Raw genomic sequence first — 24,072 nt, 5'->3', positions numbered from 1 at the left:
GCAATATTGTTACTTTTACAATGACTTTACCATCAATGCCTCATTGTTTATCCTTCATACCACACGCGATCGCTGCCTTTATCCTTTATTAGTATTTATGTACTATATTTAGATGCGTTTGCCCTGGCACGGGTGCATTGGGACTGTCAAAATCCAGAGTGCGGATGGATGGATGATACTGTTTAGAGCGTTCATCGCAGACGTTGGCGTAGCAATCGCTCTAATTACTCCCTTGCGCTTAATGCCTGCTGACTTAATTGCATCACAATATTTTGGGGTAATGGGTCTATGACTGCATCAGTAGGCAGAGATTTAATAAAAGCTGTCACCTCTTCCCCAGTTTTATATTTCCCTTCACTCCAAGCCGAAGCCATCTGTTTCGCTACCCGGTCAGCATCATCTCGATTGGCATGGGCGGTAATACATTGAATATCATTACCTGTAAATGATATCCATGTCTGCCAAAGTCCCGTAACTGGATGCTGAACAATCCCTGTAGTCAGTTCATTCTCTTCAAGCACTGATTTTTTCTTTGGGCGACCGAATCCTTTAAACATGACTTTCTTCAATAAACACTATCTTCTCAGAATGCCCAAAATAAATACAGCGATCGCGCTTTTTTTACATCTGCAATTCAACACTCACATTTCCCCCATTGCCCACACTATCTAAAGAACGGCGATGGCTGCGCCAATGCCTGCCTTCTTGATGCCCGAACGCGAACAGCGTCTCCTCTCTTGAGAAGGGCTGTAGGGCGAACATTACAGCTTTGCAGTGATTGAATTGCTAGTGGTAAAGGCATTCATCTATGGCGCTACTCTTTCTTTAAACTGTAACAAGCAGAAAATGCAGGTACTCTAGTGGCTGGAATTGTCATTACCTCTTAGGTTTTGGGATTACGCCCTTCACGCTAGTAGCAATGCCTACGGCAGCAACCTACGCGTCGCTCGAATAATTAATTGAAAAATTGAGTCAATTTGAAATTCCCAATGTACATAAGTGGATTGACCGGGATCAACAATAGTCTACTCATTATCAACACATTAGCCTGTCAATCGCGCTTTTCAGTACCTTAAAAACAGCGATCGCAACAGAAGGATGGAAGGCTAGATTAGTTAACTTTACTACAATGCTCAGTTCAAGATGGATTTTGGGGATTGAACACCGCTAAGGGCTAATTGCATCCAATAAAAACAAACCCACATCTTTATGCAATGGTTCATTATGCTGTGGGCAAGCCGTTGAATGTAGGCATCTTGGACAACCAGTTTCACAATCACATTCGGCTGCTAAAGCGTAAGATGCAGCAGCAAATTTTGTGAAGTCGGAGAAAATAGCTTCTGCTGCCCCATTCCCACCTTCACAGGTGTCAAAAAAGTAACCAATGTTCCTGCTTTCTTTTTGTATGGCCAATTCATCTACATCCAAACTAGAGGATAAAACTACCAAAGGCACAGCTTTAACTATCTGGTGCTGGATACTATGCAGTGCCGTCATTTCAGCACTGCTACTCCATAATGATTGATAAAGTTCTGGAACCTCACCTCCATTAGCTGTCATAATTTCTTGTTTGTATTTATTGACAGTTATTTGCAGCGCTTTCTGTAACGCCTCATTTAACTCTACTAATACGCAAGGCGCTTGGTATTTTGTGACGTATGCCTCTGAAAATGCTATTTCTTTTTGAAGTTTTGTCACTTCTGCTGCACTCAGCGCCTGCTTACACAATGAACAGCTTTTTCCTTCAAGTGGTTTTTTATAATTAGCGCAACGTTGATTTTTACAAGTCATTCCGTAGGTACGCTTCATCAATCTATAACCAATTACAGAATTCGTAATTTCTCCCCAGACAAGAGTTAAACGTAAACGAGCATCTTTAATATTAGTAGGAATAATTTTAGATTCTGCCAAGGTAGAAAGTGGTTGAATCTCTAATTCTGACTCCGCTTCAGTAAATAAATCTGTATCTTTTCCTAAAAATGTTAGTATTGCCTCTCCTTTGTCTGAATTTAGGCTTTCACTACGATATGCTATTAATTGCCCACTTTCATCTTGCACCATATATATGGATTCGGGAAATACTTCTCGATGGGCTAACGGTAGCGACATACTTTCTAAAATTTCGCCCGTATGTTTATTAATTAGAGAAATTGACCTTTGAGTGCTGCTTCTGATATTAATTTCTTTATGAGGATAGCCTCTTCCCCAGAGCTTTCCATTACCGCTTAAGAAAATTTTGTTTTGTTGTAAAAGAGAATCTGCCACTGCACCGGCTGTTTTTCCAAAACGAGTATTCAGTTCTCCTAAAGTTAAACTACTTTCAATGCAACCACATTCTAAATGTTTACCTAAAATGGTTGGATAGTCAGGGTTAAATGCAGCAGATTCAACTTCTCCTGATAGTAACTTTTGGTTATGTCGAGCGTAGTATACATCAATCGGGTTTTGTCCTAATGGCAGATAAATCACTAGCCCGTGCTGTTTGCGTCCGGCTTGACCTACTCGTTGCCAAAATGACATCAGGCTACCTGGAAATCCCCGAATCAAACAACAGTCTAGTTCGGGTAAATCAATTCCTGCTTCTAAAGAAGAAGTTGAAATAATTACCTTGATTTGTCCGCCTTGGAGTTTTTGAATAATCTCGCTACGGCGATCGCCCGTTAAAGAACTGTAGAAAACTGCTACCTTGCTGGTTAAATAACCTAATCCAATGCGTTGTGTTTCTCGTTGGATTAACCCAAGTAAACCTTTAACAGCTGCACGAGAATTACAAAAGACAATTCCACTTAAGTTATGCTGCAACCAGGAAATCACTATTTTAGTAGCTTCAACATTAGCTGCATTGTTTGGAGCCAGAGATAATAAGGTACGTCCTTTATAGGGAGCGCCACTATCCTTAATCAGGTGTAATCTTTGGGGTTGATGGGTTCTGCCGCTAAACCGCAATGCCATATCTTGAGGATTTCCGATCGTGGCACTAGAACAAATAAATTGCAGTCTTTGGGAATTACCACCAACTGCATCAACTGCTAACCTTAGCCGCCGCATGAGATTAGCAAAGTGTGCACCAAAAGCCCCAGTATAGGTATGGCTTTCATCAATTACACAGTAGCGCAACTGTCTTAAAAACTGTCGCCATCCTTCTGCATCATCTCGACGGCGCACATTATAAAGATAGTAATGCAATAAGTCGGGGCTGACTGCCAAGATGTTTGGGGGATTGGGGATAAAAAAGCGCTGCCGCTCAGTAGCTGGTGTATCTCCTGTCATCAATGCGAGTTTAAGACGAGTGTTAGGCATTGCCTTGACAAGCGACTGCAATTTTCGCATTTGGTCAAGAGCTAATGCCTTAAGTGGAAAAATGTACAATGCTGTTGTTTGCGGTTGCTTAATACACAATTCCAGGATACCCAGGTTGTAGCACAGCGTCTTTCCGCTTGCTGTAGGCGTAGTGATACTCAAGTCAAACCCAGCACGTAACTTTGTTAGAGCTTCTAATTGGTGAGAATAAATCTGGGTGATACCGTTATTCTGTAACGCTAAACGTAAAGCAGGTGGTAAATCGCCCGGTAGAGGGTGAATTATTCCTTGGTTAGCATTTTTGATATCTATCGCCCTAATACTTGCAATCAGTTCTTGTGCTACAGACTGAAATACTACCTGGGGGATTTGTTGAATGCGCTCCCCAATTGTTGTGACTGCGGCGTTATTCTCTTCAAGGAATGTTGTGGAAGAAGAAACTAAGTTAGCGTTACTTGGTTTAATTGACCCCAAAGCTAGAGCTTGCTCCCAATCTCCAAATTGGGTTGGCTTAACTTCTTCTACAAACTTGACAATCAACCGTCTGCCCAATAATGCCATTACCTCACCAACTCCATACTCTGGTGAGTAAACATATCTACCTGCACTTAGCCATTCAGGGGGTTCTGGAATAGTTTGGTTGGCGGCACGGATAATTGCGGCGTAATCGGTTGGTTTGTTATCAGTCACAAATTTATGTTTCTGCTAGCAGTAAATTATTTGTTACTGACTGCCAGTATAAGCTAATCGGCAAGCACCAAATGCCCACCCATCCAGACGGTGGCTTCCAGAGTATGCAGGATAACCAGAATTTTGAACAGTATCAGAAGCAATAAATCAGGACTTATTATCTATTAATGTCAGGATTTGTTAATTTATTCAAGATGATTGAGCTATTTACCCCCTATTTTGTAAATATAGATACAGAAATTATTTATTTTACTCTTTCTGGTCTAGTTGGAGAGAGTAAGGCTTGCAAGTTTTAATAGATTACAGACGCAAAAAGCCTATGTCCCATCAAACAGTTTCGGTTAATTCGACTGCCCCGACTCTGGCAAACCAGATCACTTCAGGTTGGAACCCCGTTTGCCACATCACGTACAACCGAGATACCTGGGTAAAGTTGCTCCAACCACCCAGTGTCTATGCCTTTGAGGAAGCCAAGTTGCTCTGCCAGGAATCCCCAGTTACCTGGGTTGCCTGGGTGCCAGATTATGGTGAAGTGGTACTTGATCGGAGTGATTTCTATTGCTAATCAAAAGCACGGTTGATATACCCACCAGCTATTTCGCTAATGTTTTATCTACTAAGTTAACAATGCAAGGTCAACGTCTGGCTGATATAGGCAAGTAAGTAATTCAGGTATTAAACAGGTTGAGTGTGATGAACGTCGATTCGGTTATTGATTGGGATGAAATATTTGAGTATCTGCCGAGGACAGTGGTAGAACTCAAAAATAATCCTGGGGTTTTGCATCAGATTGATTACTATGAAACCACGATGGTTCCTCCAATCTGGTTGGTAAATGATCCGCGTCCGCGTTACCCTCACGAGTTGCAAATTGTCTCTCGTCGTGACATCCAGGTTTGTGACATAGAGTCGCAGGTTGTTGCATTCTGAGCAAGTGCTGCCTCTGGTCTTTAGCGTGAATTAACCACCAAAAATTGAACTTGAATTTAGAGTAGTAAATAAGAGTGATATCAGTTATTGCAAATATTACTATGTACTATGACTAACTTTCAACCTAATAGCGCTAAGAAAAAGGCATCAAGGAAAAATATTTTATTTTTTAAACATACTAATTGCTGCAACACCAGACGCACCAGCATCAAGACATTTTTGATAATTGTTTTCGTTAATTCCCCCAAGAGCAAAAACTCTCATTTGTGTTGATTTGCAAGCTTTAGTGAGCATATCTAGACCAATACCTTTTGCTTCTGGATGAGTTGATGTCGCAAAAATAGGTGAAAAAAATACATAGTCTAATCCTTCATCCTCTGCCTCTTTTATAGATTTTAATGAGTGACATGATTTTCCAAACAGTATACTATTGCTTTTTGCCTCTGGCATTTTAATTTGGTCTTTTTCTCTAAAATGAAAAGCACTAACTAAAGAAGATTTATAATTTAGAGAAAATGGTAAAATAATTTGCAATTCTTTGTCGGATAGATTCTCAATAATTATATCTATAATTTCTCTATTTGCCTTATATAATCTTATATAACACGAATCTGCACCGTTGCTGATAGCTCTGTTTACCCATTTAGTAACTTGAGCAGAAATTTTTGATTTGTCAGAACAAATTATTTCGGAATTCTCTCGTGACAACATATCAAATATGGCGATTTTTTTAAAAGGTTTTATTGTTTATTTCATAGAACCCTTCTTTCATTTTACAGTAATGGTTGTAGCAGCATTTATCTCATTAGAGTTCTTAACTCTACCATTTTCCTTATTCTGCTGAAACCAAAGGCAAATGCTCTTAATTGTCAGTTCTCTTGGATAATCAGCTAGTCGGCACGCTCCTCGTAAACCCCAATTGGAACCAAATCAGCTAAACCTATTCCCATCCATAACGCCCACACCAGCACGTAGAGCAGAGACATTGGTGATGAGTGAATGGCACTAAGATAAGCGCAAACCCATGATTTAACTGGCTTTTGAGTGTGGGAAGTGTGGGGAGTGTGGGGGGTAAGACTTCTTCCCCGTCCTCCCACACCTCCCACACCTCCCACACCTTCCACACCCTGCCCTGACGAAGTTTCAGCTTTTCTTAGTGCCATTTGGTGATGAGTGCTGATGCCCTGCTGAAGTGGAAAGTGCAGGTTTTGGACTGTCAGCAGAAGGTGAGGGAAACCAAGCCAGTGCAGCAGGCGACATTATTCGACATTCCACCCAACCACTGCGACCCAGATCGGATCGATCCGTTGCAATTACAGGTGCGTAGGCGTAGCCCGCCGTGGGCATCGCTCTCGTTTTTGAGGATGCCAGCTGATAGCCCAGGAGAAGCGTGTCTGTACTTCATCATTGACTCTGCGGCCGACCTGATTTTGTACGTGGGGGAAACCTGCCGCAGTAACAAACGGTGGAAGGGCATACACGCCTGCAAAGATTACATAGCAAGCTATCAGGATTTACATTATCGCTATGGAATGAAGACAGCAGTCAACATCACTTTTTGGTGGGACACTCCCACAGACCGACGCGCACGGCAAGAGTTGGAGTTGAACTTAATTTTGAAGTGGCGCAGTCCATTTAATAAAGAGAACTGGGAGAGATGGGGGCAACCGTTTAGTTAGAAAAAGTAAAGTTTAGTGTCAAAGTAAACCTGCTCTTTTAATAGAGTGATAACTTATTAATTGAAGCGCTATAGCTTCATAGGCAGATTTGACAGCCGATGTTCAATTTAGTAAGAGGTAAAGACGCTGTTGTATTGCAATCTGTCTCGTCAAGTAACAACGACACCCAACTCGAACGCTGATATTTCCTCCTAGTGGTAAACAGAGGGCGCTGTAACTGATTGCTCAGTAGACTTTAATCAGTACAACCCTGAACGAATGATGGATGTGAGGAAATAACTAAGTGAGTAGAGCTTGGGTGTTGTTGTTTTGGGAATATATATAAGCAACGCCTAACTGCACTATCCCCTTCAACAGCAGAATAGTTGGTTGATTATTATTGGTATTAATAGTTATTATTCGGGTTTACCGAACCTCAAAATTAGAGTAAACCGTAATCTTTTTTACTGCTTAATTTTGTGCGGTAATCATCATTTTATTAGGTGATGAAAACCGAATTTACAGGAGTTTTAACCATACTTATTATAAATACATAAGCACAAACCCAAGTGCAAAAACGATTAAACAATAGCTGAATTTTTCCGAGAAAGAGTTATGGTACTAGTTCGTTACAACCCCTGGCAAGAATTGAACGCTTTTGAACGTCACATCAACGGCTTATTGGGAGATACCAGAGTCCCATCTGCACGGGTTGAAAAAGGCTTTATCAGAGTTCCGGCTGCTGAGTTGCAAGAGACTGATGATGCTATTCATCTATTATTAGAACTGCCAGGACTGTCAGCTAAAGACTTAGATATTCAAGTCACCCAAGACGCTGTTCACATTAGTGGTGAGCGCAAGTCTAAAACTAAAACCGAAAACAATGGCACAACATCGAGTGAATTCTACTACGGCAAGTTCCAACGTGTAATTCCTCTATCTGTTAAGGTTCAAAATACTAATGTCACCGCAGATTATAAAGACGGCATTTTGAATCTGACACTGCCAAAAACTGAGCAAGAAAAGAACAAAGTTGTCAAGGTTAATTTAGAACAACCTGCTGAATAGAGTGAAACTACTCTACCGACAATGATTGATTGAGATAATGAAAGCCCAGTTATTAGATGACTGGGCTTTTTTGTATGCGATGTCTACTTTAAGGGGCTGTCCGGTGTCGCTCTCTTTTCCTCTAAGAATGGGGGCGATGAGCAAAAGCCAAAGCATGATGTATTGGTTTGATCAGTTTTAAAACAACACAGCCACAAAAGTTCTCTGGTAACATTCAACATTCATTCTTCTGTGATTTTGATTTCTAAACACAAATCTACCAAGCACGATAATGCCTAATAGTACTATAACATCAGCATGAAAGCGTGAATACAAAACTCCTCATCTCTCCTCAACAACTTACGTCTCTGTTAGCCCAAAAGTCATCAAATATTGTTATAATCGATACGCGACCTCCCGAAGATTATGCTATTTCTCATATTCCTGAATCTATAAATATTAGAGATTTTTTCACCTATTTTTTAGACAGTTCCTACCCAGCAGGATTAAAGAAATTACAAGAGTATTTTGCAGAAATTATCAGCAACCTGGGAATATCGGGTGCGGAACAGTTTATTGTCTATGAAAATAGTTTAAATAAAGGTTATGGTCAATCTTGTCGAGCAGCTTTCTTGCTGAAATATTTGGGTTGCGCTCAGGTATCTATCTTACACGGAGGATATAGAGCATGGCTTTGGGCGGGATTACCTACTAGCGATGAAGTACCATTACGTCAAAGCTGCATATTTAGATTGCATCCCAACGCTGACATTATGGTGACTACCGCCGAGATGTTAGAAGCAATTGACAATCCAGCAATTATTAAATTAGATGTGCGCGACAGCGAAGAATGGCTTGGGTTGAGTTCTTCTCCCTATGCTGTTGATTTTTGTCCTCGCAAAGGGAGAATACCTAATGCTGTATGGCTAGAATGGCATCGTCTAATGACATCTGAAGAGGAAATCCCCACGTTTCGATCGCCAGATGAAATCCGAGAAATTTGTCAATCAGTGGGTATTACTTCAGAGTCAGAAGTGTACGTTTATTGCTTTAAAGGTTCAAGGGCTGCTAATACATTGATAGCCCTAGAAGAGGCAGGAATTTCCGCCAGAAATTATTTTGGCTCTTGGAATGAATGGTCTAGTGACTTTTTACTACCAATTGATAGCAGAGTCATGCAATAGCACAGGCTTTGAGAGATGTGGTGAGAAATCCGGGGTAAGCTTGCTGATAATTAGCGATGCCTACGGCCGCCTGCGCCTAAGCTTGGGATTTCCTCGCTTGAAAAAGTTGAAGTTACACCGCTATGTTCAAAGGTTCTGGCAATTTGGCATCACAACTCTCTGAATTGCCGTTTAAATGAGATATCAACAGAACAGCCACAAATCGCCTAAGTTGACCCAACGCTGTAGAAGAACTCAGCAGCCAATTCATAGCTCGGGAGCAACTCTTAGAGACGCTGCGCGTAGCTTGCTTCCCCGCAGGGGTACGCTACAACTGGCTAGTAATGTACTAGAAAATAAATAGTAAATCAGTGATCGCTTTTGGGTTTCCTCTAAGAACGGGGTGCGGTGCGATGGCGTACCCGCCATGAGTCGGTGGCATCGCACCGGAGATACTGGTACATTATGGATAATTGAAGTATCACCTGTTGTATGTTCAGATGAGAGTCTGTAACTATGGAATGGATATCAGATGTTCGACTCAACTATAACCCAACCAAACGAACGCCACGCTCTTGTCATTGGGGGAAGTATCGCTGGACTGCTAGCAGCGCAAGTGCTGACTAAATACTTTAACCGGGTAACAATTATCGAACGCGATCGTTTGAGCGCTCAACCAGAACAGCGTCCTGGTGTACCCCAAGCTTATCATCTCCACGTCTTACTCAAACGGGGTTTAGATATCTTAGAACAGCTTTTTCCAGGTATCCAAACTGAATTAGCGGCATCCGGCGCAGCCGCTATTAACGCCAGTGCTGATTACCTGTGGTATGGCTTAGGAGGATGGACACCCCGCTTTAATTCCGATTTGAACATCTACAGTTTAAGCCGGAACTTACTCGAATGGATTATCCGCCGTCGTTTAGCTACTAATAACCGTGTTGTATTTGTACAAGCAGCAATTGTTACTGGATTGCTATCAAACCCCAACAAAACTCAGGTCACGGGTGTGCAGGTACGCCGAAAATTTGATCAGAGGCAAGATAACTCTCCTAAACAAACAGATTTCACTGCTGATTTAGTAGTAGATGCTAGCGGACGTAATTCTCTCGCTCCTGGGTGGTTAGAAGCAATGGGTTATACACCACCCAAAGAAACTGTGATTAATTCCTTTTTGGGCTATGCTAGTCGCTTATATCAACTGAGAGAAAACTTTCCGGTCGATTGGCAGGGTGCATTGGTAACGGCAAAAGCCCCAGGCACACGCGGTGGTGTAATGTCTGCGGTCGAAGGAAATCGTTGGATAGTTACACTTGCTGGAATTGGTCGAGATTATCCACCAACTGACGAAGCTGGATTTCTAGACTTTGCTCGTAGCTTACGCAATCCAATTATCTACGAAGCAATTAAAGATGCTCAAGCCATTTCCCCCGTGAGAGCCTATCACCGCACGGAAAATAGGTGGCTTCACTATGAAAAACTGTCGAGATTGCCGTCAGGGTTTGTGTTAATAGGTGATGCTGTTTGTGCTTTCAATCCCGTCTATGGACAAGGCATGACCACTGCGGCTTTAGGTGCATTGACATTAGATGAGTCTTTGAGTAAGCAATTATCCCGCCATGCTGACGGAAATTTAGTTGGTCTATCCCGAAGCTTTCAACAACAACTTAGCAAAAGAATTACAGTTCCCTGGTTGATGGCAACAGGTGAAGATTTTCGCTGGCATACTACTGTAGGCGGACGACCCAATTGGATGACTCAACTCATGCAGTACTATCTAGATCAAGTGTTGCTGCTGGCTGCCCAAAGCCCTGACATCCACAAGCTTTTCTTAGAAGTGATGCATCTACTTAAACCCCCCAGTGTATTTTTCCATCTCAGTGTTCTCAGGCAGGTGTTACAGCGAATCATCAAGAAGAGCGATCAAAACTGGAATAGGAGTGGGGACAACGTGTTGGTAGATCAGTGATTTTCTGATTGCTTACCGAATGAACCGTCAGCGATCGCCACCGGAAAGGGCAAAACGCCATCACATCCTATCAACAAAGTAAAATCCCTACACTTGAGGCCGGGACTACAGGCTGACTCTAAGCAGCTATTAATACAAGGTCAACTAAGATACTTTTGGTTGCTGCCACAGGGCCAGCTTCAAAACAGAGCAGTAGCAAGCCCCATCATTGATTTGATGTTCGTGTTCAGCTATCCAATCATAAATTTGTGCAGCCACTGCTAATGCCACCTGTGCTGAACGGTAAAGCTTCGGGCTAGGGCAGAAAGCTTTACCATTGATGTGTACGGCGGCAATCTGCCAATAGTCGCTGCCTTCACCCTCCGGCATCACTTCTAAAAACCCGCTACTTTTTGGCGAGATTATTCCTATGTTCATCTGCAAGCCCGAACTCTAAAAACAGAGTACAACATCGAATTGCAGCAATTCAAGCCAGGAAATCAATAGGGTAAAGAGGTGATTGCCGTTGGGGGGATTAAACTGATGTTATACCAAAAATTCCAGACTGCGTAGACTAGTCCTATAGAAGAAATATTACGCTACATTTTACCCCCTTTCCCTTTAATCTTTCCTCCTTACCCAGTCCAAACCTAGCAATCAATTTTGGCAGGGCAGCTAGTAGTGTAGTTAAATGGCATTTTGGGCATACTAAGGGAGAACTTAGGCAATCTTCTGAGCTACTCATCTCTGATTTAGGATGAGTAGCTCAGAAGAAAGTCATTAGCTTGCAGGATTAAGCAAGATGGTATTTATCGACATTGTTCCGCAACAATCTTCTCAGGCTTTTCTGTGGAGTATTTTTAACAGCATTACAGATCTGATATTTGTCAAAGACAGGCAACACAGTTGGATGTTTGTTAATGATGCCTTGTGCCAATTCATGGGATATGAACGTGCAGAAATAATTGGTAAGTCCGATTATGATTTCTTCTGCAAAACAGAAGCCGATGTTTTTTGGGAGAGAGATGAACAAATATTCACTACAGGCTTGAGTAATGAACATGAGCAACTAATCACAGATTACCAAGGTGAAACTCAGATAATTTCTACGAAAAAAAGCTTATTTTTTGATGAAGTTGGTAATTCATTTTTAGTAGGTTCAATTCGGTTTATTGATTCCAAAAATAAAATTGAAACCGCTTTAGTATCTCAGACAGTAAATAAGTTGGAACAGGAAATTTATGAACGCCAAGAAACAGAGAAACGCTTTCGCAGACATAGCAATGCTCTACAGCAACTTGTGCAAAGTGAAAAACTACAACACGATAATTTTCAAATTGCCATCCAATATATAACGGAAGTGGCTAGTTTAGGTCTTGATGTCGAACGTGTAAGTATTTGGTTATACACAGAAAAAGGTCTAGGGATTCAATGTATTGACTTATATGAACGTGAGAATAATTGCCACAGTCATGGTTTGGAATTATTTTTCTGCGATTTCCCCAGCTATTTTCAAGCTATAAAGGAAGAACAAATAATTGCAGTTTCTGATGTTCATAATGATCCTCGTACTTGGGAGTTTTCTGCAACTTATACGACCCCACTGGGAATTACCTCGATGCTTGATGCCAGGATTTGGTCTAAAGGGCAGGTGATTGGTGTAGTTTGTTGTGAACATTTGGCAACTCAGCGTCAGTGGACACTAGAAGAAGAAAGTTTTATTAGCTCAATTGCTGACTTTGTGCGACTGGCAATTGAATCAGACAATCGCAAAATTGCCGAAGAAGCACTGCGACAATCAGAAATGCAGCTCAGACAGCAAACTCAACAACTGGAGTTAGCACTCTTTGAATTACAACGCACTCAAACCCAAATGCTCCAAAGTGAAAAAATGTCTTCTTTGGGACAACTAGTAGCAGGTATTGCTCACGAAATCAATAATCCAGTTAACTTCATCTATGGCAATATTGAACCTGCTCATGATTACATTCAAAACTTACTAAGTTTGATTAACTTGTATCAAGAATACTATCCTTATCCTGTTCCTGCTATTCAATCACAAATTGCAGCTATCGACTTAGATTTTTTGATGGCAGATTTACTGAAGCTTCTATCTTCAATGAAAATAGGAGCAGAGCGTATTCGAGAAATTGTCCTTTCTCTACGAAATTTTTCTCGCCTAGATGAAGCTGAATATAAAGCAGTTGATATTCATGAAGGAATTGATAGTACATTATTAATTTTAGAAAATCGCCTCAAAACAAAACCGAATTGTCTAAGGATTGAAATTGTTAAGGAATATGGAAATTTACCTCTAATTGAGTGTTATGCAGGTCAACTCAATCAAGTGTTCATGAATATTTTAACTAATGCTATTGATGCCTTAGAAGAACGAGATGAGCAATACACTCAACAGCAAATCCGACAATTTCCTTGCGTGATTCAGATTCGCACAGAAACAATTAATCACAATCAGATTACAATTAAGATTTCCGACAATGGTCTGGGTATACCGGAAAAAATAAAACAACGTATTTTTGACCCATTCTTTACTACAAAACCAATTGGTAAAGGTATAGGAATGGGTATGTCAATTAGTTATCAAATCGTGACTAAAAATCATTATGGAACCCTTGAATGTATTTCATCTCCATATCAGGGTACAACATTTGTCATTATCATCCCTTTAAAACAGCAGCAGGTTGCTAATTAATCAAAACCTTCATCGATATTAATAATGATAAAAAGTCGTAATTGTTCAGAGAAATGGCAGAAATTATGCCATCCCTAGTCCCCTGAATCTAAACAATTGGTGTAGTCTTGTGATTAAGGAAAGTCGTAGTTTTAGTCTACATAATCTGTTGGTATTTCTGCTTCAACAGTGTTATCTAAACCTATTGGGCGACTCCCATCTATCTCTAGAGTATCCTGAACTTGCAAATTACTTTTAGCAATCGGACGTTCACCATCTATGTCAAGGATGCCCTTAACCTCCAAATCACTAGGGTTAAGTCGTTTTTAAAAATTAAGTTTATTCCTTGACCTACCTTTTATAGCCAACATAAATCAACAGCTTGCTTTAAGTTAATAAGAGGATAAGCTATCGCTATGCTTTCAACTCATGTACATGTTCCCACTCCTGTCGTGTAATCTTGTAATTTGTAGCGTTCGGCTGACGAATTACAGCCAAGTTTTTTAACCAAGTTTTTTAACACAAGGTCTTGTTTTAAGTTTTCCCGTAGCAAAGGCTTTTCTAACAAGCTACCAAATTGAATCTCTGCGCCAGATTTCCCACCAACACCCCACCCCATCACTCCAATAGCCCACATTAGCAGAGCTTTCGACAACAAGAGAGAGAATAGATTAAAGAGGCGATGGGCTAGCCTTCATCTACTGAAGGGATCGCTCTTTATCGCGCAATTCTGCCAACGCCTTAAGAGCCTCAAAAAACGCTCTTTCCACACGGCGTAGGTGCAGACGATAAGCATAGCCATACCGTCAGGCTTAGGGACTTGCTTTACTCGGTTAATTCTGGAACTTCAACAGCAGTAACGATGATTGTTGCTATTGCTGGGTTTTCCTCTTGAGGAAGATTATTTGATGGTGTACTGTCAGTAGATAATCTACTTGCCCATCATTTATTGCGGACGCATTTATGACCTCAATCTTCAAGAGACGAAAATTAAGTTAACTCAGATTGGTATAGTCATATTATTGAAGCGCAATGTAATAAACTTTTATTGGTTTATCGTGATTTCACGCCAATTTTTTACATGGAGATACGGCTCATGACTACTCTGCACCGTTCACCTACTGATAAGTGGCTGACGTTACCTGTTGCTGCATGGCAGGATACTTATGAAACACTGCATCTATGGACTCAGATTGTGGGCAAAATCCGGTTAGCATTAACTCCTCAAATCAATCATTGGTGGCACTCAACTTTGTATGTCACGCCCTCTGGACTCACAACCTCGACAATTCCCTATGGCAGCCGCAATTTTCAAATTACCTTTAATTTTCTGCTTCATCAACTCGTAATTGAGACAAGTGATGGTACGACAAGAATCATCGAACTGGCTCCCCAATCTGTGGCTAACTTCTATCAAGCTGTAATCAATGCTTTAAAAGAAATCTCAATTGAAGTGCGGATCTGGACAATGCCCCAGGAAGTTGCTGCTCCAATTCCCTTTGAGCAGGATGAAAAACATACCGCCTACGACAGGGAATATGCTCAACGGTTTTGACAAATTTTAGTTCAAACCGAGCGCATCTTGACCCAATTTCGTTCTGGTTATGCTGGAAAATGTAGCCCTGTACATTTTTTCTGGGGCAGTTTTGACTTAGCAGTGACCAGATTTTCCGGGCGACGCCCCTAGCTATCTAATTAGTGTTGTTTGCAGGTAAACTGAAAAACACCTACCAGCAGACATTCCTCAGTGATCGTAAAATTGCCTCGCCACCGCCCACAAAGACATTTCCCGGATGCCAAACGAATAGTTGTGAAATGTGAGCTAAATTCGTGTATCCATTGCGACACCAAATTAGTTAGCCTTCCATCTTGGCATATGCGAAAAACCATTCAAACGCTAAATGGAGCAGTTTTTGTGGCAGGCAAGGGGAAAAAATGTGCCAACGCCGAATGTGAATATTTTGGTAAACACTACTTAGCCTATGGTACAAAAAAACTGGCTCACAGGAGTGCATGGCTTTCTTAATTACCTGCTCCAAACTGGGGTCTGGCTTATCGCTGTTGTACCAAATAATATGCGACTTTCTAAAATACTTTGCATTCAACAAACTTGCGGATAACCATTCCATGATTGACTGAATCTGCTGCTGCTCAAGACCGCTACTGGTTTGCCCATAACTTTCAATGGTCGGTTGGGCTGGTTTAGATTTGAGAAAGTTCAAGATTTTCATAACGATGCGAAATGCGACTATAGCCAGGATTCCCATTTGATCCGGTACGATGAACTACGTGCCTCATAAATATAGCGATCGCTCTTGGTTAAGGTCGTTACATTTTCTACATTAGCCACATCAAGTTTGCTTCTTTTAGGACTCAAACAAGATACAGCAGATATTACTAATGCACAGTTAAACGAAGAGTCCCCGTGAGGGGATTTGGTTTGTGGAAACGTAGAGTAGCAGCAAAAACCCCTACTGATTCCAAAGTGTTTCAGTCCCCGTGAGGGGATTTGGTTCGTGGAAACTTTCATGGATAAACTTAGTTATCTCTTCGTTCTTATGTTTGTATTGTTTCAGTCCCCGTGAGGGGATTTGGTTCGTGGAAACTCCTCTCGTAAATTAGAGTACCGCTTGGGATTTGAATGTTTCAGTCCCCGTGAGGGGATTTGGTTCGTGGAAACTGTTTGCTTTAGTGATTAATAACTAAGGTATCCGCGTTTCAGTCCCCGTGAGGGGATTTGGTTCGTGGAAACAACAAAACCCATGCTCAAAAGCATGATTAGTACAAAAGGTTTCAGTCCCCGTGAGGGGATTTGGTTCGTGGAAACTCGGTAGTTATTCCCGCTAAATTGAACTCTTCAATGTTTCAGTCCCCGTGAGGGGATTTGGTTCGTGGAAACCTTTACATTGATAAACTACATCCCCCATCTCAGAAGGTTTCAGTCCCCGTGAGGGGATTTGGTTCGTGGAAACGCCCAGTAAGGTAGTTCGTGCTACTAAATACGGGAAGTTTCAGTCCCCGTGAGGGGATTTGGTTCGTGGAAACAACTGTATAAGCTAGGTATTGGGCTACAGTCGATTGTTTCAGTCCCCGTGAGGGGATTTGGTTCGTGGAAACCTTGTGTTGTGAGTGACAATAAAATCGTCTGTTATGGTTTCAGTCCCCGTGAGGGGATTTGGTTCGTGGAAACGTGTGAAGCGTAACAAAGACCCCAAGGACTCTACTAACGTTTCAGTCCCCGTGAGGGGATTTGGTTCGTGGAAACAATGTGACTATAGCGGGGACTGTTACCGTTTCTACAAGTTTCAGTCCCCGTGAGGGGATTTGGTTCGTGGAAACTCTGGATTTATCAATGGCTCAATTGTACTAGTGCCGTCTCGATGTTTCAGTCCCCGTGAGGGGATTTGGTTCGTGGAAACGAAAATATATAGGTATAACAAAAACTACGTTTACTTTCTCGTTTCAGTCCCCGTGAGGGGATTTGGTTCGTGGAAACCTCCCCTTATCTGATCGTGCCAGAATCATCGCTGATGAGTTTCAGTCCCCGTGAGGGGATTTGGTTCGTGGAAACCAGCAAGCAATTCAGATAATTGATGAATCGCACCCGTATTATGTTTCAGTCCCCGTGAGGGGATTTGGTTCGTGGAAACTTGGCTAGTTCAGCGTTAATCATGGTTTGGAAAGCGCGTTTCAGTCCCCGTGAGGGGATTTGGTTCGTGGAAACAAAAAGCTTGCTGACGTTGCAGGTACTACCGTAACTATGTTTCAGTCCCCGTGAGGGGATTTGGTTCGTGGAAACTAATGGATCGGCTGGCTATAACAACTCTGGTGTTAAGTTTCAGTCCCCGTGAGGGGATTTGGTTCGTGGAAACGAAAGAAGGATTTCAGATCCGCGATGACAAATTTTAGTGTTTCAGTCCCCGTGAGGGGATTTGGTTCGTGGAAACACGTGGTTGCTAGCTTGTAAGTAGCAGGAATTATGTTTGTTTCAGTCCCCGTGAGGGGATTTGGTTCGTGGAAACCCCCCAAGGAATACCTTGGGGGAAATGTTTTCAAGGAGTTTCAGTCCCCGTGAGGGGATTTGGTTCGTGGAAACCCTCTTCTCTGTGGCAGTTTCACCATCTAATAGAAGTTTCAGTCCCCGTGAGGGGATTTGGTTCGTGGAAACCTGATGCCTACAAACAAGCTAGATTATACGCTTAAAAGTTTCAGTCCCCGTGAGGGGATTTGGTTCGTGGAAACCAGATAGCGGATTAGGTTATGGAATTATAGCTAATGTAACGTTTCAGTCCCCGTGAGGGGATTTGGTTCGTGGAAACTGCCAGTTGCACCGCATCAATTCGCCGCTTGATTATCTCGTGTTTCAGTCCCCGTGAGGGGATTTGGTTCGTGGAAACCCGCGATGAGGGCTGCAATCAACCGAAGGGCTAGCACTTAGGTTTCAGTCCCCGTGAGGGGATTTGGTTCGTGGAAACTGCTAGTTGCTGCTCTTGTATAGGTAACGATCCTCTGTTTCAGTCCCCGTGAGGGGATTTGGTTCGTGGAAACATAGTTTTTCTCAAGTCCTACCACTTGAGAACTAGCGTTTCAGTCCCCGTGAGGGGATTTGGTTCGTGGAAACCTAGCGGTGTTTATTTAGTTCTCATGGCAATTGGTATGTTTCAGTCCCCGTGAGGGGATTTGGTTCGTGGAAACCTTTTAATCATTTCCTTAAAACAGATTGATTAAGAGTTTCAGTCCCCGTGAGGGGATTTGGTTCGTGGAAACCTAGGCTTTATGCTAGGTATGCTTACCATTATGAGTTTCAGTCCCCGTGAGGGGATTTGGTTCGTGGAAACTGCTCGGTGCTGAAACTGTTACAGAGCAGGATTCCTAGGAAGCATTTTGGCGAACCTCAAAAATAGGTCGATTTCAGCCGCTCTTATTGCGACTAATTCTTAACTTCCCTTAGCACTGAAACTGTGAAACTATTTACTTGTCAAGGTTCTGGTGATTTTGGCAGATCCCCAGCGTTTTTGACCCCGCTTCGATTTGCCATCTCATCAAGCTGATTACATAATCATAAGGTAATTATTTATCCTTGTCCACAAGCAAAGGTTTTCAACTATTGCTTTGCTGTTTCAGCGATTTTCTGGCTAATTTTACGTAACTTTTCACGGTCAACATCGGCATCTCTAAATCTTCGGCGATTGCCTTCAATGATTCTCCCATCTCTCGCCGGGCCAAAATCGTTGCCCAGGTGACAGCAATTTTATCAGTACGCTGCCCTCCTGTGCGTTTGCGTTGTGCAGTAAATAATTCTGTCAGTTCTTCAATCCGCTCTCCAAGCAGATTTGCAAGCAACTGAGTTGATTTATTCGTTTCCTGCTCTACCCAATCCAAGCGAGTTTGTCCTAGCCCAAAAGTGGTTTTATGCCCTGTGCCACAGTAAGGAGCCAACCGTACTAAAGCATAAAACAACTCGCTAAATTCTTCTTTGGCTAAAGCTGCTTTGGTTAAACCTAATGAGATTGCGCCTATGAAACCTGTGACTGACCCACGCTTGCCTGCTGCCACTTTCTCTGATTCTAAGCGGTGTTGATGAATAATCACTTCTTCATCTATCCATTTGAGAAAAGATTCTTGTTCTGTTGGCATCGCTGAAAAATCATTCCACCGCCGCAAGTAACTATGGAAAAGATTCTCTGGTACTGGCAAAGGGAAATGATTTCCTTTTCGACGAAAGCTTGTAGGTGAGATAAAACTGAGACTGATTGTAAAAGGTCTATTTGTAGATGATTGTAATAGTTGTTTGTAGGTAGTCGGTGCATGAGCAATGCTCACCTGTTTTATCTCTAGAGATGCACCTTTTAAATCTAACGAATGTGGTAGTTGGGTCAACCAGTGTTTGAGAAACAGTGCTACCCGTTGAGACAAAGCATTGACGTGCCAGTAGTAAATTTCGTTGGCTTCTAATCGTAATTGTTTGCCACTGGCAACTAGTTGGCCTGACAGCGCTGAGATATTGAAGGGCTTTTCTGACTCTCCATCATGCAGATACGCTGAAAGGTCTGGGTCAAATTTTCGTACCTGCTCAAGAAACCACGCGTGCAGCCCTATCGTGTACTGCGAGTAAAGCAAAGCAGAAGCACTTGACTCAAGTTCAAACACTAATCCCACTAATTCGGTTTCATCTGCCCATGTCACAACAGAGGCAACAGATTTTTGCTTTGGCTTTGGTTTACCACTAGTAGATGTAGCTGCTCTTGGCATTGCTTAGGGCTTTACAAATAATGCTAAATATTGTACGCAATTTCCATCCTCTTTGACTTAACAACAGCCAAACAACAATTAACTCACTGCCAAGAGAGTTATTCGTTGGAAACTGGTTTGAACAAATGCGATCGCAGTTGATGCTTGAAATTTTAGCTCCTTGGTTAATGGAAATCTCGTGTATCGGAAAACTATTCTTCATTAAACCAAAACAGGTTTCAGTCCCCTTGCGGGGTAATAGGTTTTGGAAACTCAGTTACGCCAGCGTCAGGGCTAGACCAAAAATGTTTCAGTCCCCTTGCGGGGTAATAGGTTTTGGAAACAGAATACTCACATGGATCGGCTTATGGGGTAGATGTGTTTCAGTCCCCTTGCGGGGTAATAGGTTTTGGAAACTCTGTGTATCTTCATCGCTCAATCCCAGGACAGGAAGGTTTCAGTCCCCTTGCGGGGTAATAGGTTTTGGAAACTGTCGTAGTACCGTTTAATCCGTTACGTCCAGGATGTTTCAGTCCCCTTGCGGGGTAATAGGTTTTGGAAACCGATCGCGCAACTCACCCAGCTTAGAATCGCCCAAGTGTTTCAGTCCCCTTGCGGGGTAATAGGTTTTGGAAACAATCAATTTATTAAGCCATTAATAAGTAACCTTCGTGTTTCAGTCCCCTTGCGGGGTAATAGGTTTTGGAAACCTAGACTGACTTCAACGTTAACGGTTCAAAATTTCTGTTTCAGTCCCCTTGCGGGGTAATAGGTTTTGGAAACCTAGAAATCAACACACTAAGGAAGCCGAGACATGTTTCAGTCCCCTTGCGGGGTAATAGGTTTTGGAAACACAAGACTTCGGAGTACCCGTTAGGAGAACATTGTTAGTTTCAGTCCCCTTGCGGGGTAATAGGTTTTGGAAACCTAAAAGACAATGTGAACGATCGGCGCGTAACCATGTGTTTCAGTCCCCTTGCGGGGTAATAGGTTTTGGAAACCTGGTTGATGTGGTTGGTCGCGCAGTTCCCACTGCAAGTTTCAGTCCCCTTGCGGGGTAATAGGTTTTGGAAACTTGGCGAAATCAACTACACAGATTCCCGGACTAACGCTTGTTTCAGTCCCCTTGCGGGGTAATAGGTTTTGGAAACCTTTGTTTCTATATATCTACTATGGCATGGTTAACCTGTTTCAGTCCCCTTGCGGGGTAATAGGTTTTGGAAACCTTCAGTTAAAGTGTATGGATTTAGCTAAAAAGCTTGTTTCAGTCCCCTTGCGGGGTAATAGGTTTTGGAAACCTTATTGGGCGAAAATTGCACTTCCTGTTTTTATGTTTCAGTCCCCTTGCGGGGTAATAGGTTTTGGAAACCTAGGCTGCTTCGTGCGCTTCCGTTCTATTGCATGTTTCAGTCCCCTTGCGGGGTAATAGGTTTTGGAAACAGCCGCTTTAATTAATGCATCACCAGCCGATTTCTCGTTTCAGTCCCCTTGCGGGGTAATAGGTTTTGGAAACAATAGGGTTAACCCTTTTCTATCAGAATTACTATTAATGTTTCAGTCCCCTTGCGGGGTAATAGGTTTTGGAAACCTGTTATTCCTGGAACTGTCAAAAAGGCCAGTAGAATGTTTCAGTCCCCTTGCGGGGTAATAGGTTTTGGAAACCCGACTGTCCTGGCTGACTGTAGAGAATATTGCGATCGCAGTTTCAGTCCCCTTGCGGGGTAATAGGTTTTGGAAACAAATATGCTACTGCTCAACCAATGCGTTTTGTTGCGAGTTTCAGTCCCCTTGCGGGGTAATAGGTTTTGGAAACCAGAAAATCCCGTGGTGCGTTTGGCTAGCTGCTCTAAATTGTTTCAGTCCCCTTGCGGGGTAATAGGTTTTGGAAACAACGCAAAAGTTTATCCACTCGACTTCACATTTCAGGTTTCAGTCCCCTTGCGGGGTAATAGGTTTTGGAAACAATACAATGTTTGCTAGTTGTAAGGCGTAAATAATGGGGTTTCAGTCCCCTTGCGGGGTAATAGGTTTTGGAAACAAATCTTTGATAAGATTCCAGGCGTTAGACAATTTGCGTTTCAGTCCCCTTGCGGGGTAATAGGTTTTGGAAACTATGTATTTCGCTTGGAATAGATGAGGAGCAATTTAGTTTCAGTCCCCTTGCGGGGTAATAGGTTTTGGAAACGGTTAATTTCGTCTGCTGCTGGGAGGGTAAGCGTTTCGTTTCAGTCCCCTTGCGGGGTAATAGGTTTTGGAAACTTGGAGGATAGAATCAGGTGGCAAAGGTACCTAGAGAATTGTTTCAGTCCCCTTGCGGGGTAATAGGTTTTGGAAACCTGAAGACCCTGATGACGATAATGATGGTATTCCCGAGTTTCAGTCCCCTTGCGGGGTAATAGGTTTTGGAAACCGCTCGGTCTGAAACTGTTATAGAGCAGGCTTCCTGGGAATGCTTTTGGCAGATCGAAAATTTTGGTCATTTTCAGCCTGCCTTATTGCAACTAATTTGCAACTTCCCGAATTATTGAAACGCTGTAGTTATTAATTTGTCAAGGTTCTGGCGATTTTGGCAGACCCCCCAGAGTTTTAGCCCCCGCTTCGACTTGCCAATCATCAAGCCGATTACATAATCATAAGACTATTGTTTGCTCTTGTCGAGGGATTTCTGAACCATACGTAATTGTTCGTTTGATTGCGCCCGCATCGAGTACATACAATCGTACCGAATCCTCTTCAGGTTTAACCAATTTTTCTATTTTGGTTTGGAGTGTGGCAAATTGGATCGCGGTTAAAAAACACTCAAAAACGCTGTATTGTGTCCATTTCCCATAACCAGATAACATTTTATGTAAGCGAGTGCGACGTTTATTTGCAGCTTTGTTATCAGGCAAATCATAAATAATCAAATAAAACAGGGTAGCCATTGTCATGTTTTTTTTGATAAATGATAATTAACGTAAAGCTAAAGCTTTATATGGAATCCCTTCTTGCAAATGGCGGCCCAATAACCGAGCTTGTAGTTCAATCGCTCGTCTATAAGTGCATCTGTACTCAAAAACCGGATGTTTAAATTCATCATTCATTTTGCGCTCGAATGCTTGTAAGAAAGTTTTCCTGGCAGTATCCTTGAGGCGATATGCACCTAAACTTTCGTTAAAATCGTCAGGTTGAATTTCATGTTTATGCAATACAGCTAATACTACATTGTCAGAAATCAAAGCACGAAATTCTTCCATGAGATCCAGAACCATTGCAGGCTGACCATGATGGGCTTCGTGTAAATAACCAATATAAGGATCTAACCCAGCAACATGAACCGCAGCCGTTACTTGAACTCGCAACAAACCATAGGCAAAACTGAGAAGTGAATTCACAGGGTCAGTAGGCGGACGACGATTTCGACCAGTAAATGTCCACTGTTTTCCAACGATCCGTGGCCAGCAAGCAAAATATTCCCGTGCAGCTAAACCTTCAATTCCTCTGACCTGATCTATGGTTTTTTGGTTTTTGACAAGACTTTTACGTTCTTTGAGAGGATTATCTCGCTCATTATGACGATATAAAACCTGATATTGGTTATGAATTTTAGCCGTCACAATTGCTTTGACTAATTCTAGACGTCCGACGGGATCGCTATATAGTTTATATTGTGCTAATCGCAATTGACCATTGCGCGAATAACCAGGAAGCGCAGAACCCAGATATTTACCAAAGCAAGAAAGATAATGAACAGGCATACCTAATTCCAAAGCATAAACTAGAGCATCACCCGTGACTTGAGGGTTGCCCATCAAGACAACTTGTTCAACAGTTTGGGCTGCAACAGTTTGTTTTTTCCAAGAACCATCTGATTGCTTGAGGGCAACGTTAAAGGCTTCATAATTCTTGCTTAAAACGGCATCAGCTTGAGTGACGTAAAGTACTGACATTTTAGAATGGTGGTAATTATTGGTGGATAAAACTTATCAATCAATTTACTCCCGATGAAATTAATCCTCGGTTTCGAGAGTCATTGAACTTCGTAACTGTTTAACTTCAAAAGGTAGACAAATCTCTTTTAAACTGCATGAAAGACATTTTTTAGTGTTGTCAATTGGCGCAGGCATAGTTGTTTGAGATGCAAGTTGAGCAAGAACAATCGCTTGCTCAGTCATTTGTCTTAGTTGAGGTGTAAATGCTACTGTCTGTCTTCTGCGGTTAGCGTGATAAAAAATCTCACCGTAAGCAAGGCTGCGTCCGGTACGTTCTTCTATACACAAAGCAGCTGCACAAAGTTGAAAATGGTCATTAGAACTCTTGCAAAAGTTTTTTGTGATATGATTAGAAATTTGCTTTCTTTATGATTGGGGCTTAAATTAGCAGTGAAATTTTGGAGAGCCAAGCAGCTTACTTCAAGGAAATTTAAACGACTTA

19 protein-coding genes, 1 pseudogene and 2 CRISPR repeat arrays are annotated in these 24,072 nt (G+C 42.1%); of the genes and pseudogenes, 8 read left to right on the top strand and 12 right to left on the bottom strand.

Annotated elements, in window-relative coordinates; all coding sequences use genetic code 11:
• Positions 1–224 precede the first annotated feature (224 nt).
• Both LC608_RS33000 and LC608_RS32995 read right to left on the bottom strand, forming a co-directional pair.
• Positions 225–557 (bottom strand): hypothetical protein, encoded by a 333-nt coding sequence (locus LC608_RS33000; RefSeq protein WP_229557592.1) that lies wholly within the window; start codon positions 555–557, stop codon positions 225–227.
• Positions 558–1,167: 610 nt separating this feature from the next.
• Positions 1,168–3,990 (bottom strand): DEAD/DEAH box helicase, encoded by a 2,823-nt coding sequence (locus LC608_RS32995; RefSeq protein ID WP_229557591.1) that lies wholly within the window; start codon positions 3,988–3,990, stop codon positions 1,168–1,170.
• A gap of 319 nt (positions 3,991–4,309) precedes the next feature.
• Between LC608_RS32995 and LC608_RS32990 the strand changes: the two genes are divergently transcribed.
• Both LC608_RS32990 and LC608_RS32985 read left to right on the top strand, forming a co-directional pair.
• Positions 4,310–4,555: a hypothetical protein gene (locus LC608_RS32990; RefSeq protein ID WP_229557590.1), complete on the top strand. Its 246-nt coding sequence runs from the start codon at positions 4,310–4,312 to the stop codon at positions 4,553–4,555.
• A 128-nt stretch (positions 4,556–4,683) separates the two neighbouring features.
• Positions 4,684–4,920: a hypothetical protein gene (locus tag LC608_RS32985; RefSeq protein ID WP_229557589.1), complete on the top strand. Its 237-nt coding sequence runs from the start codon at positions 4,684–4,686 to the stop codon at positions 4,918–4,920.
• A gap of 162 nt (positions 4,921–5,082) precedes the next feature.
• On the opposite strand, the gene LC608_RS32980 is transcribed toward LC608_RS32985, so the two are convergent.
• Both LC608_RS32980 and LC608_RS32975 read right to left on the bottom strand, forming a co-directional pair.
• Positions 5,083–5,631 carry a thiamine phosphate synthase gene (locus LC608_RS32980; RefSeq protein ID WP_229557588.1) on the bottom strand — a complete coding sequence of 183 codons (549 nt, stop codon included), beginning with the start codon at positions 5,629–5,631 and terminating at the stop codon, positions 5,083–5,085.
• Between the two features lie 179 nt (positions 5,632–5,810).
• A complete protein-coding gene (locus LC608_RS32975) occupies positions 5,811–6,083 on the bottom strand; it encodes a hypothetical protein (RefSeq protein ID WP_229557587.1) in 273 nt (90 codons plus the stop codon).
• Positions 6,084–6,119: 36 nt separating this feature from the next.
• On the opposite strand from LC608_RS32975, the gene LC608_RS32970 reads away from it, so the two are divergent.
• From LC608_RS32970 to LC608_RS32955, 4 genes are all read left to right on the top strand, one after another.
• Positions 6,120–6,599 (top strand): GIY-YIG nuclease family protein, encoded by a 480-nt coding sequence (locus tag LC608_RS32970; RefSeq protein ID WP_229557586.1) that lies wholly within the window; start codon positions 6,120–6,122, stop codon positions 6,597–6,599.
• A gap of 594 nt (positions 6,600–7,193) precedes the next feature.
• Complete coding sequence (locus LC608_RS32965) at positions 7,194–7,646, top strand: Hsp20/alpha crystallin family protein (RefSeq protein WP_229557585.1); 453 nt, start codon at positions 7,194–7,196, stop codon at positions 7,644–7,646.
• A 305-nt stretch (positions 7,647–7,951) separates the two neighbouring features.
• The gene (locus LC608_RS32960) at positions 7,952–8,809 is read left to right on the top strand and encodes a sulfurtransferase (protein ID WP_229557584.1); all 858 of its coding nucleotides are present in this window, start codon (positions 7,952–7,954) and stop codon (positions 8,807–8,809) included.
• Positions 8,810–9,320: 511 nt separating this feature from the next.
• A complete protein-coding gene (locus LC608_RS32955) occupies positions 9,321–10,757 on the top strand; it encodes an NAD(P)/FAD-dependent oxidoreductase (protein WP_229557583.1) in 1,437 nt (478 codons plus the stop codon).
• A gap of 144 nt (positions 10,758–10,901) precedes the next feature.
• Here LC608_RS32955 and LC608_RS32950 read toward each other — a convergent pair whose 3' ends face one another.
• Positions 10,902–11,174 carry a hypothetical protein gene (locus LC608_RS32950; RefSeq protein ID WP_229557582.1) on the bottom strand — a complete coding sequence of 91 codons (273 nt, stop codon included), beginning with the start codon at positions 11,172–11,174 and terminating at the stop codon, positions 10,902–10,904.
• Between the two features lie 364 nt (positions 11,175–11,538).
• Here LC608_RS32950 and LC608_RS32945 point away from each other — a divergent pair, with 364 nt between their 5' ends.
• Positions 11,539–13,449, top strand: coding sequence for an ATP-binding protein (locus LC608_RS32945; protein WP_229557581.1), 1,911 nt, complete (start codon positions 11,539–11,541; stop codon positions 13,447–13,449).
• A 131-nt stretch (positions 13,450–13,580) separates the two neighbouring features.
• Here LC608_RS32945 and LC608_RS32940 read toward each other — a convergent pair whose 3' ends face one another.
• Positions 13,581–13,733: a hypothetical protein gene (locus LC608_RS32940; protein ID WP_229557580.1), complete on the bottom strand. Its 153-nt coding sequence runs from the start codon at positions 13,731–13,733 to the stop codon at positions 13,581–13,583.
• Between the two features lie 122 nt (positions 13,734–13,855).
• A complete protein-coding gene (locus tag LC608_RS32935; protein WP_229557579.1) occupies positions 13,856–14,065 on the bottom strand; it encodes a hypothetical protein in 210 nt (69 codons plus the stop codon).
• A 459-nt stretch (positions 14,066–14,524) separates the two neighbouring features.
• Between LC608_RS32935 and LC608_RS32930 the strand changes: the two are divergent.
• A pseudogene (locus LC608_RS32930) lies at positions 14,525–15,109 on the top strand (DUF5996 family protein); the annotation flags it as partial.
• Positions 15,110–15,284: 175 nt separating this feature from the next.
• Here LC608_RS32930 and LC608_RS32925 read toward each other — a convergent pair.
• The 5 genes from LC608_RS32925 to LC608_RS32905 form a co-directional block, all read right to left on the bottom strand.
• Positions 15,285–15,659, bottom strand: a complete 375-nt coding sequence (locus tag LC608_RS32925) for a hypothetical protein (RefSeq protein WP_229557578.1) — start codon at positions 15,657–15,659, stop codon at positions 15,285–15,287.
• Between the two features lie 182 nt (positions 15,660–15,841).
• A CRISPR array of direct repeats spans positions 15,842–18,266; the repeat unit is 37 nt; unit sequence GTTTCAGTCCCCGTGAGGGGATTTGGTTCGTGGAAAC.
• 262 nt (positions 18,267–18,528) lie between these two features.
• On the bottom strand, positions 18,529–19,680 hold the full coding sequence (cas6, locus tag LC608_RS32920; protein ID WP_229557577.1) for a CRISPR-associated endoribonuclease Cas6: 1,152 nt from the start codon (positions 19,678–19,680) through the stop codon (positions 18,529–18,531).
• A 215-nt stretch (positions 19,681–19,895) separates the two neighbouring features.
• Positions 19,896–22,069: a CRISPR direct-repeat array (repeat unit 37 nt; unit sequence GTTTCAGTCCCCTTGCGGGGTAATAGGTTTTGGAAAC).
• 220 nt (positions 22,070–22,289) lie between these two features.
• Positions 22,290–22,589, bottom strand: a complete 300-nt coding sequence (gene cas2, locus LC608_RS32915) for a CRISPR-associated endonuclease Cas2 (protein WP_229557576.1) — start codon at positions 22,587–22,589, stop codon at positions 22,290–22,292.
• A gap of 21 nt (positions 22,590–22,610) precedes the next feature.
• Positions 22,611–23,588 carry a type I-D CRISPR-associated endonuclease Cas1d gene (cas1d, locus tag LC608_RS32910; RefSeq protein WP_229557575.1) on the bottom strand — a complete coding sequence of 326 codons (978 nt, stop codon included), beginning with the start codon at positions 23,586–23,588 and terminating at the stop codon, positions 22,611–22,613.
• Positions 23,589–23,648: 60 nt separating this feature from the next.
• Complete coding sequence (locus tag LC608_RS32905; protein ID WP_308189966.1) at positions 23,649–23,975, bottom strand: Dna2/Cas4 domain-containing protein; 327 nt, start codon at positions 23,973–23,975, stop codon at positions 23,649–23,651.
• Positions 23,976–24,072 lie beyond the last annotated feature (97 nt).

The sequence above is a fragment of the Nostoc sp. XA010 genome (genome assembly GCF_020829625.1).
Lineage (GTDB): Bacteria > Cyanobacteriota > Cyanobacteriia > Cyanobacteriales > Nostocaceae > Nostoc.
This window is presented reverse-complemented; position numbering and strand designations above follow the sequence as displayed.

Excerpts from the sequence above, each read along its gene's own strand:
- LC608_RS33000 (WP_229557592.1), bottom strand. The coding sequence starts at position 557 with ATGTTTAAAGGATTCGGTCGCCCAAAGAAAAAATCAGTGCTTGAAGAG.
- LC608_RS32990 (WP_229557590.1), top strand. The coding sequence starts at position 4,310 with ATGTCCCATCAAACAGTTTCGGTTAATTCGACTGCCCCGACTCTGGCA.
- LC608_RS32985 (WP_229557589.1), top strand. The coding sequence starts at position 4,684 with ATGAACGTCGATTCGGTTATTGATTGGGATGAAATATTTGAGTATCTG.
- LC608_RS32980 (WP_229557588.1), bottom strand. The coding sequence starts at position 5,631 with ATGTTGTCACGAGAGAATTCCGAAATAATTTGTTCTGACAAATCAAAA.
- LC608_RS32975 (WP_229557587.1), bottom strand. The coding sequence starts at position 6,083 with ATGGCACTAAGAAAAGCTGAAACTTCGTCAGGGCAGGGTGTGGAAGGT.
- LC608_RS32965 (WP_229557585.1), top strand. The coding sequence starts at position 7,194 with ATGGTACTAGTTCGTTACAACCCCTGGCAAGAATTGAACGCTTTTGAA.
- LC608_RS32955 (WP_229557583.1), top strand. The coding sequence starts at position 9,321 with ATGTTCGACTCAACTATAACCCAACCAAACGAACGCCACGCTCTTGTC.
- LC608_RS32950 (WP_229557582.1), bottom strand. The coding sequence starts at position 11,174 with ATGAACATAGGAATAATCTCGCCAAAAAGTAGCGGGTTTTTAGAAGTG.
- LC608_RS32945 (WP_229557581.1), top strand. The coding sequence starts at position 11,539 with ATGGTATTTATCGACATTGTTCCGCAACAATCTTCTCAGGCTTTTCTG.
- LC608_RS32935 (WP_229557579.1), bottom strand. The coding sequence starts at position 14,065 with ATGTGGGCTATTGGAGTGATGGGGTGGGGTGTTGGTGGGAAATCTGGC.
- LC608_RS32925 (WP_229557578.1), bottom strand. The coding sequence starts at position 15,659 with ATGAAAATCTTGAACTTTCTCAAATCTAAACCAGCCCAACCGACCATT.
- cas6 (WP_229557577.1), bottom strand. The coding sequence starts at position 19,680 with ATGCCAAGAGCAGCTACATCTACTAGTGGTAAACCAAAGCCAAAGCAA.
- cas2 (WP_229557576.1), bottom strand. The coding sequence starts at position 22,589 with ATGACAATGGCTACCCTGTTTTATTTGATTATTTATGATTTGCCTGAT.
- cas1d (WP_229557575.1), bottom strand. The coding sequence starts at position 23,588 with ATGTCAGTACTTTACGTCACTCAAGCTGATGCCGTTTTAAGCAAGAAT.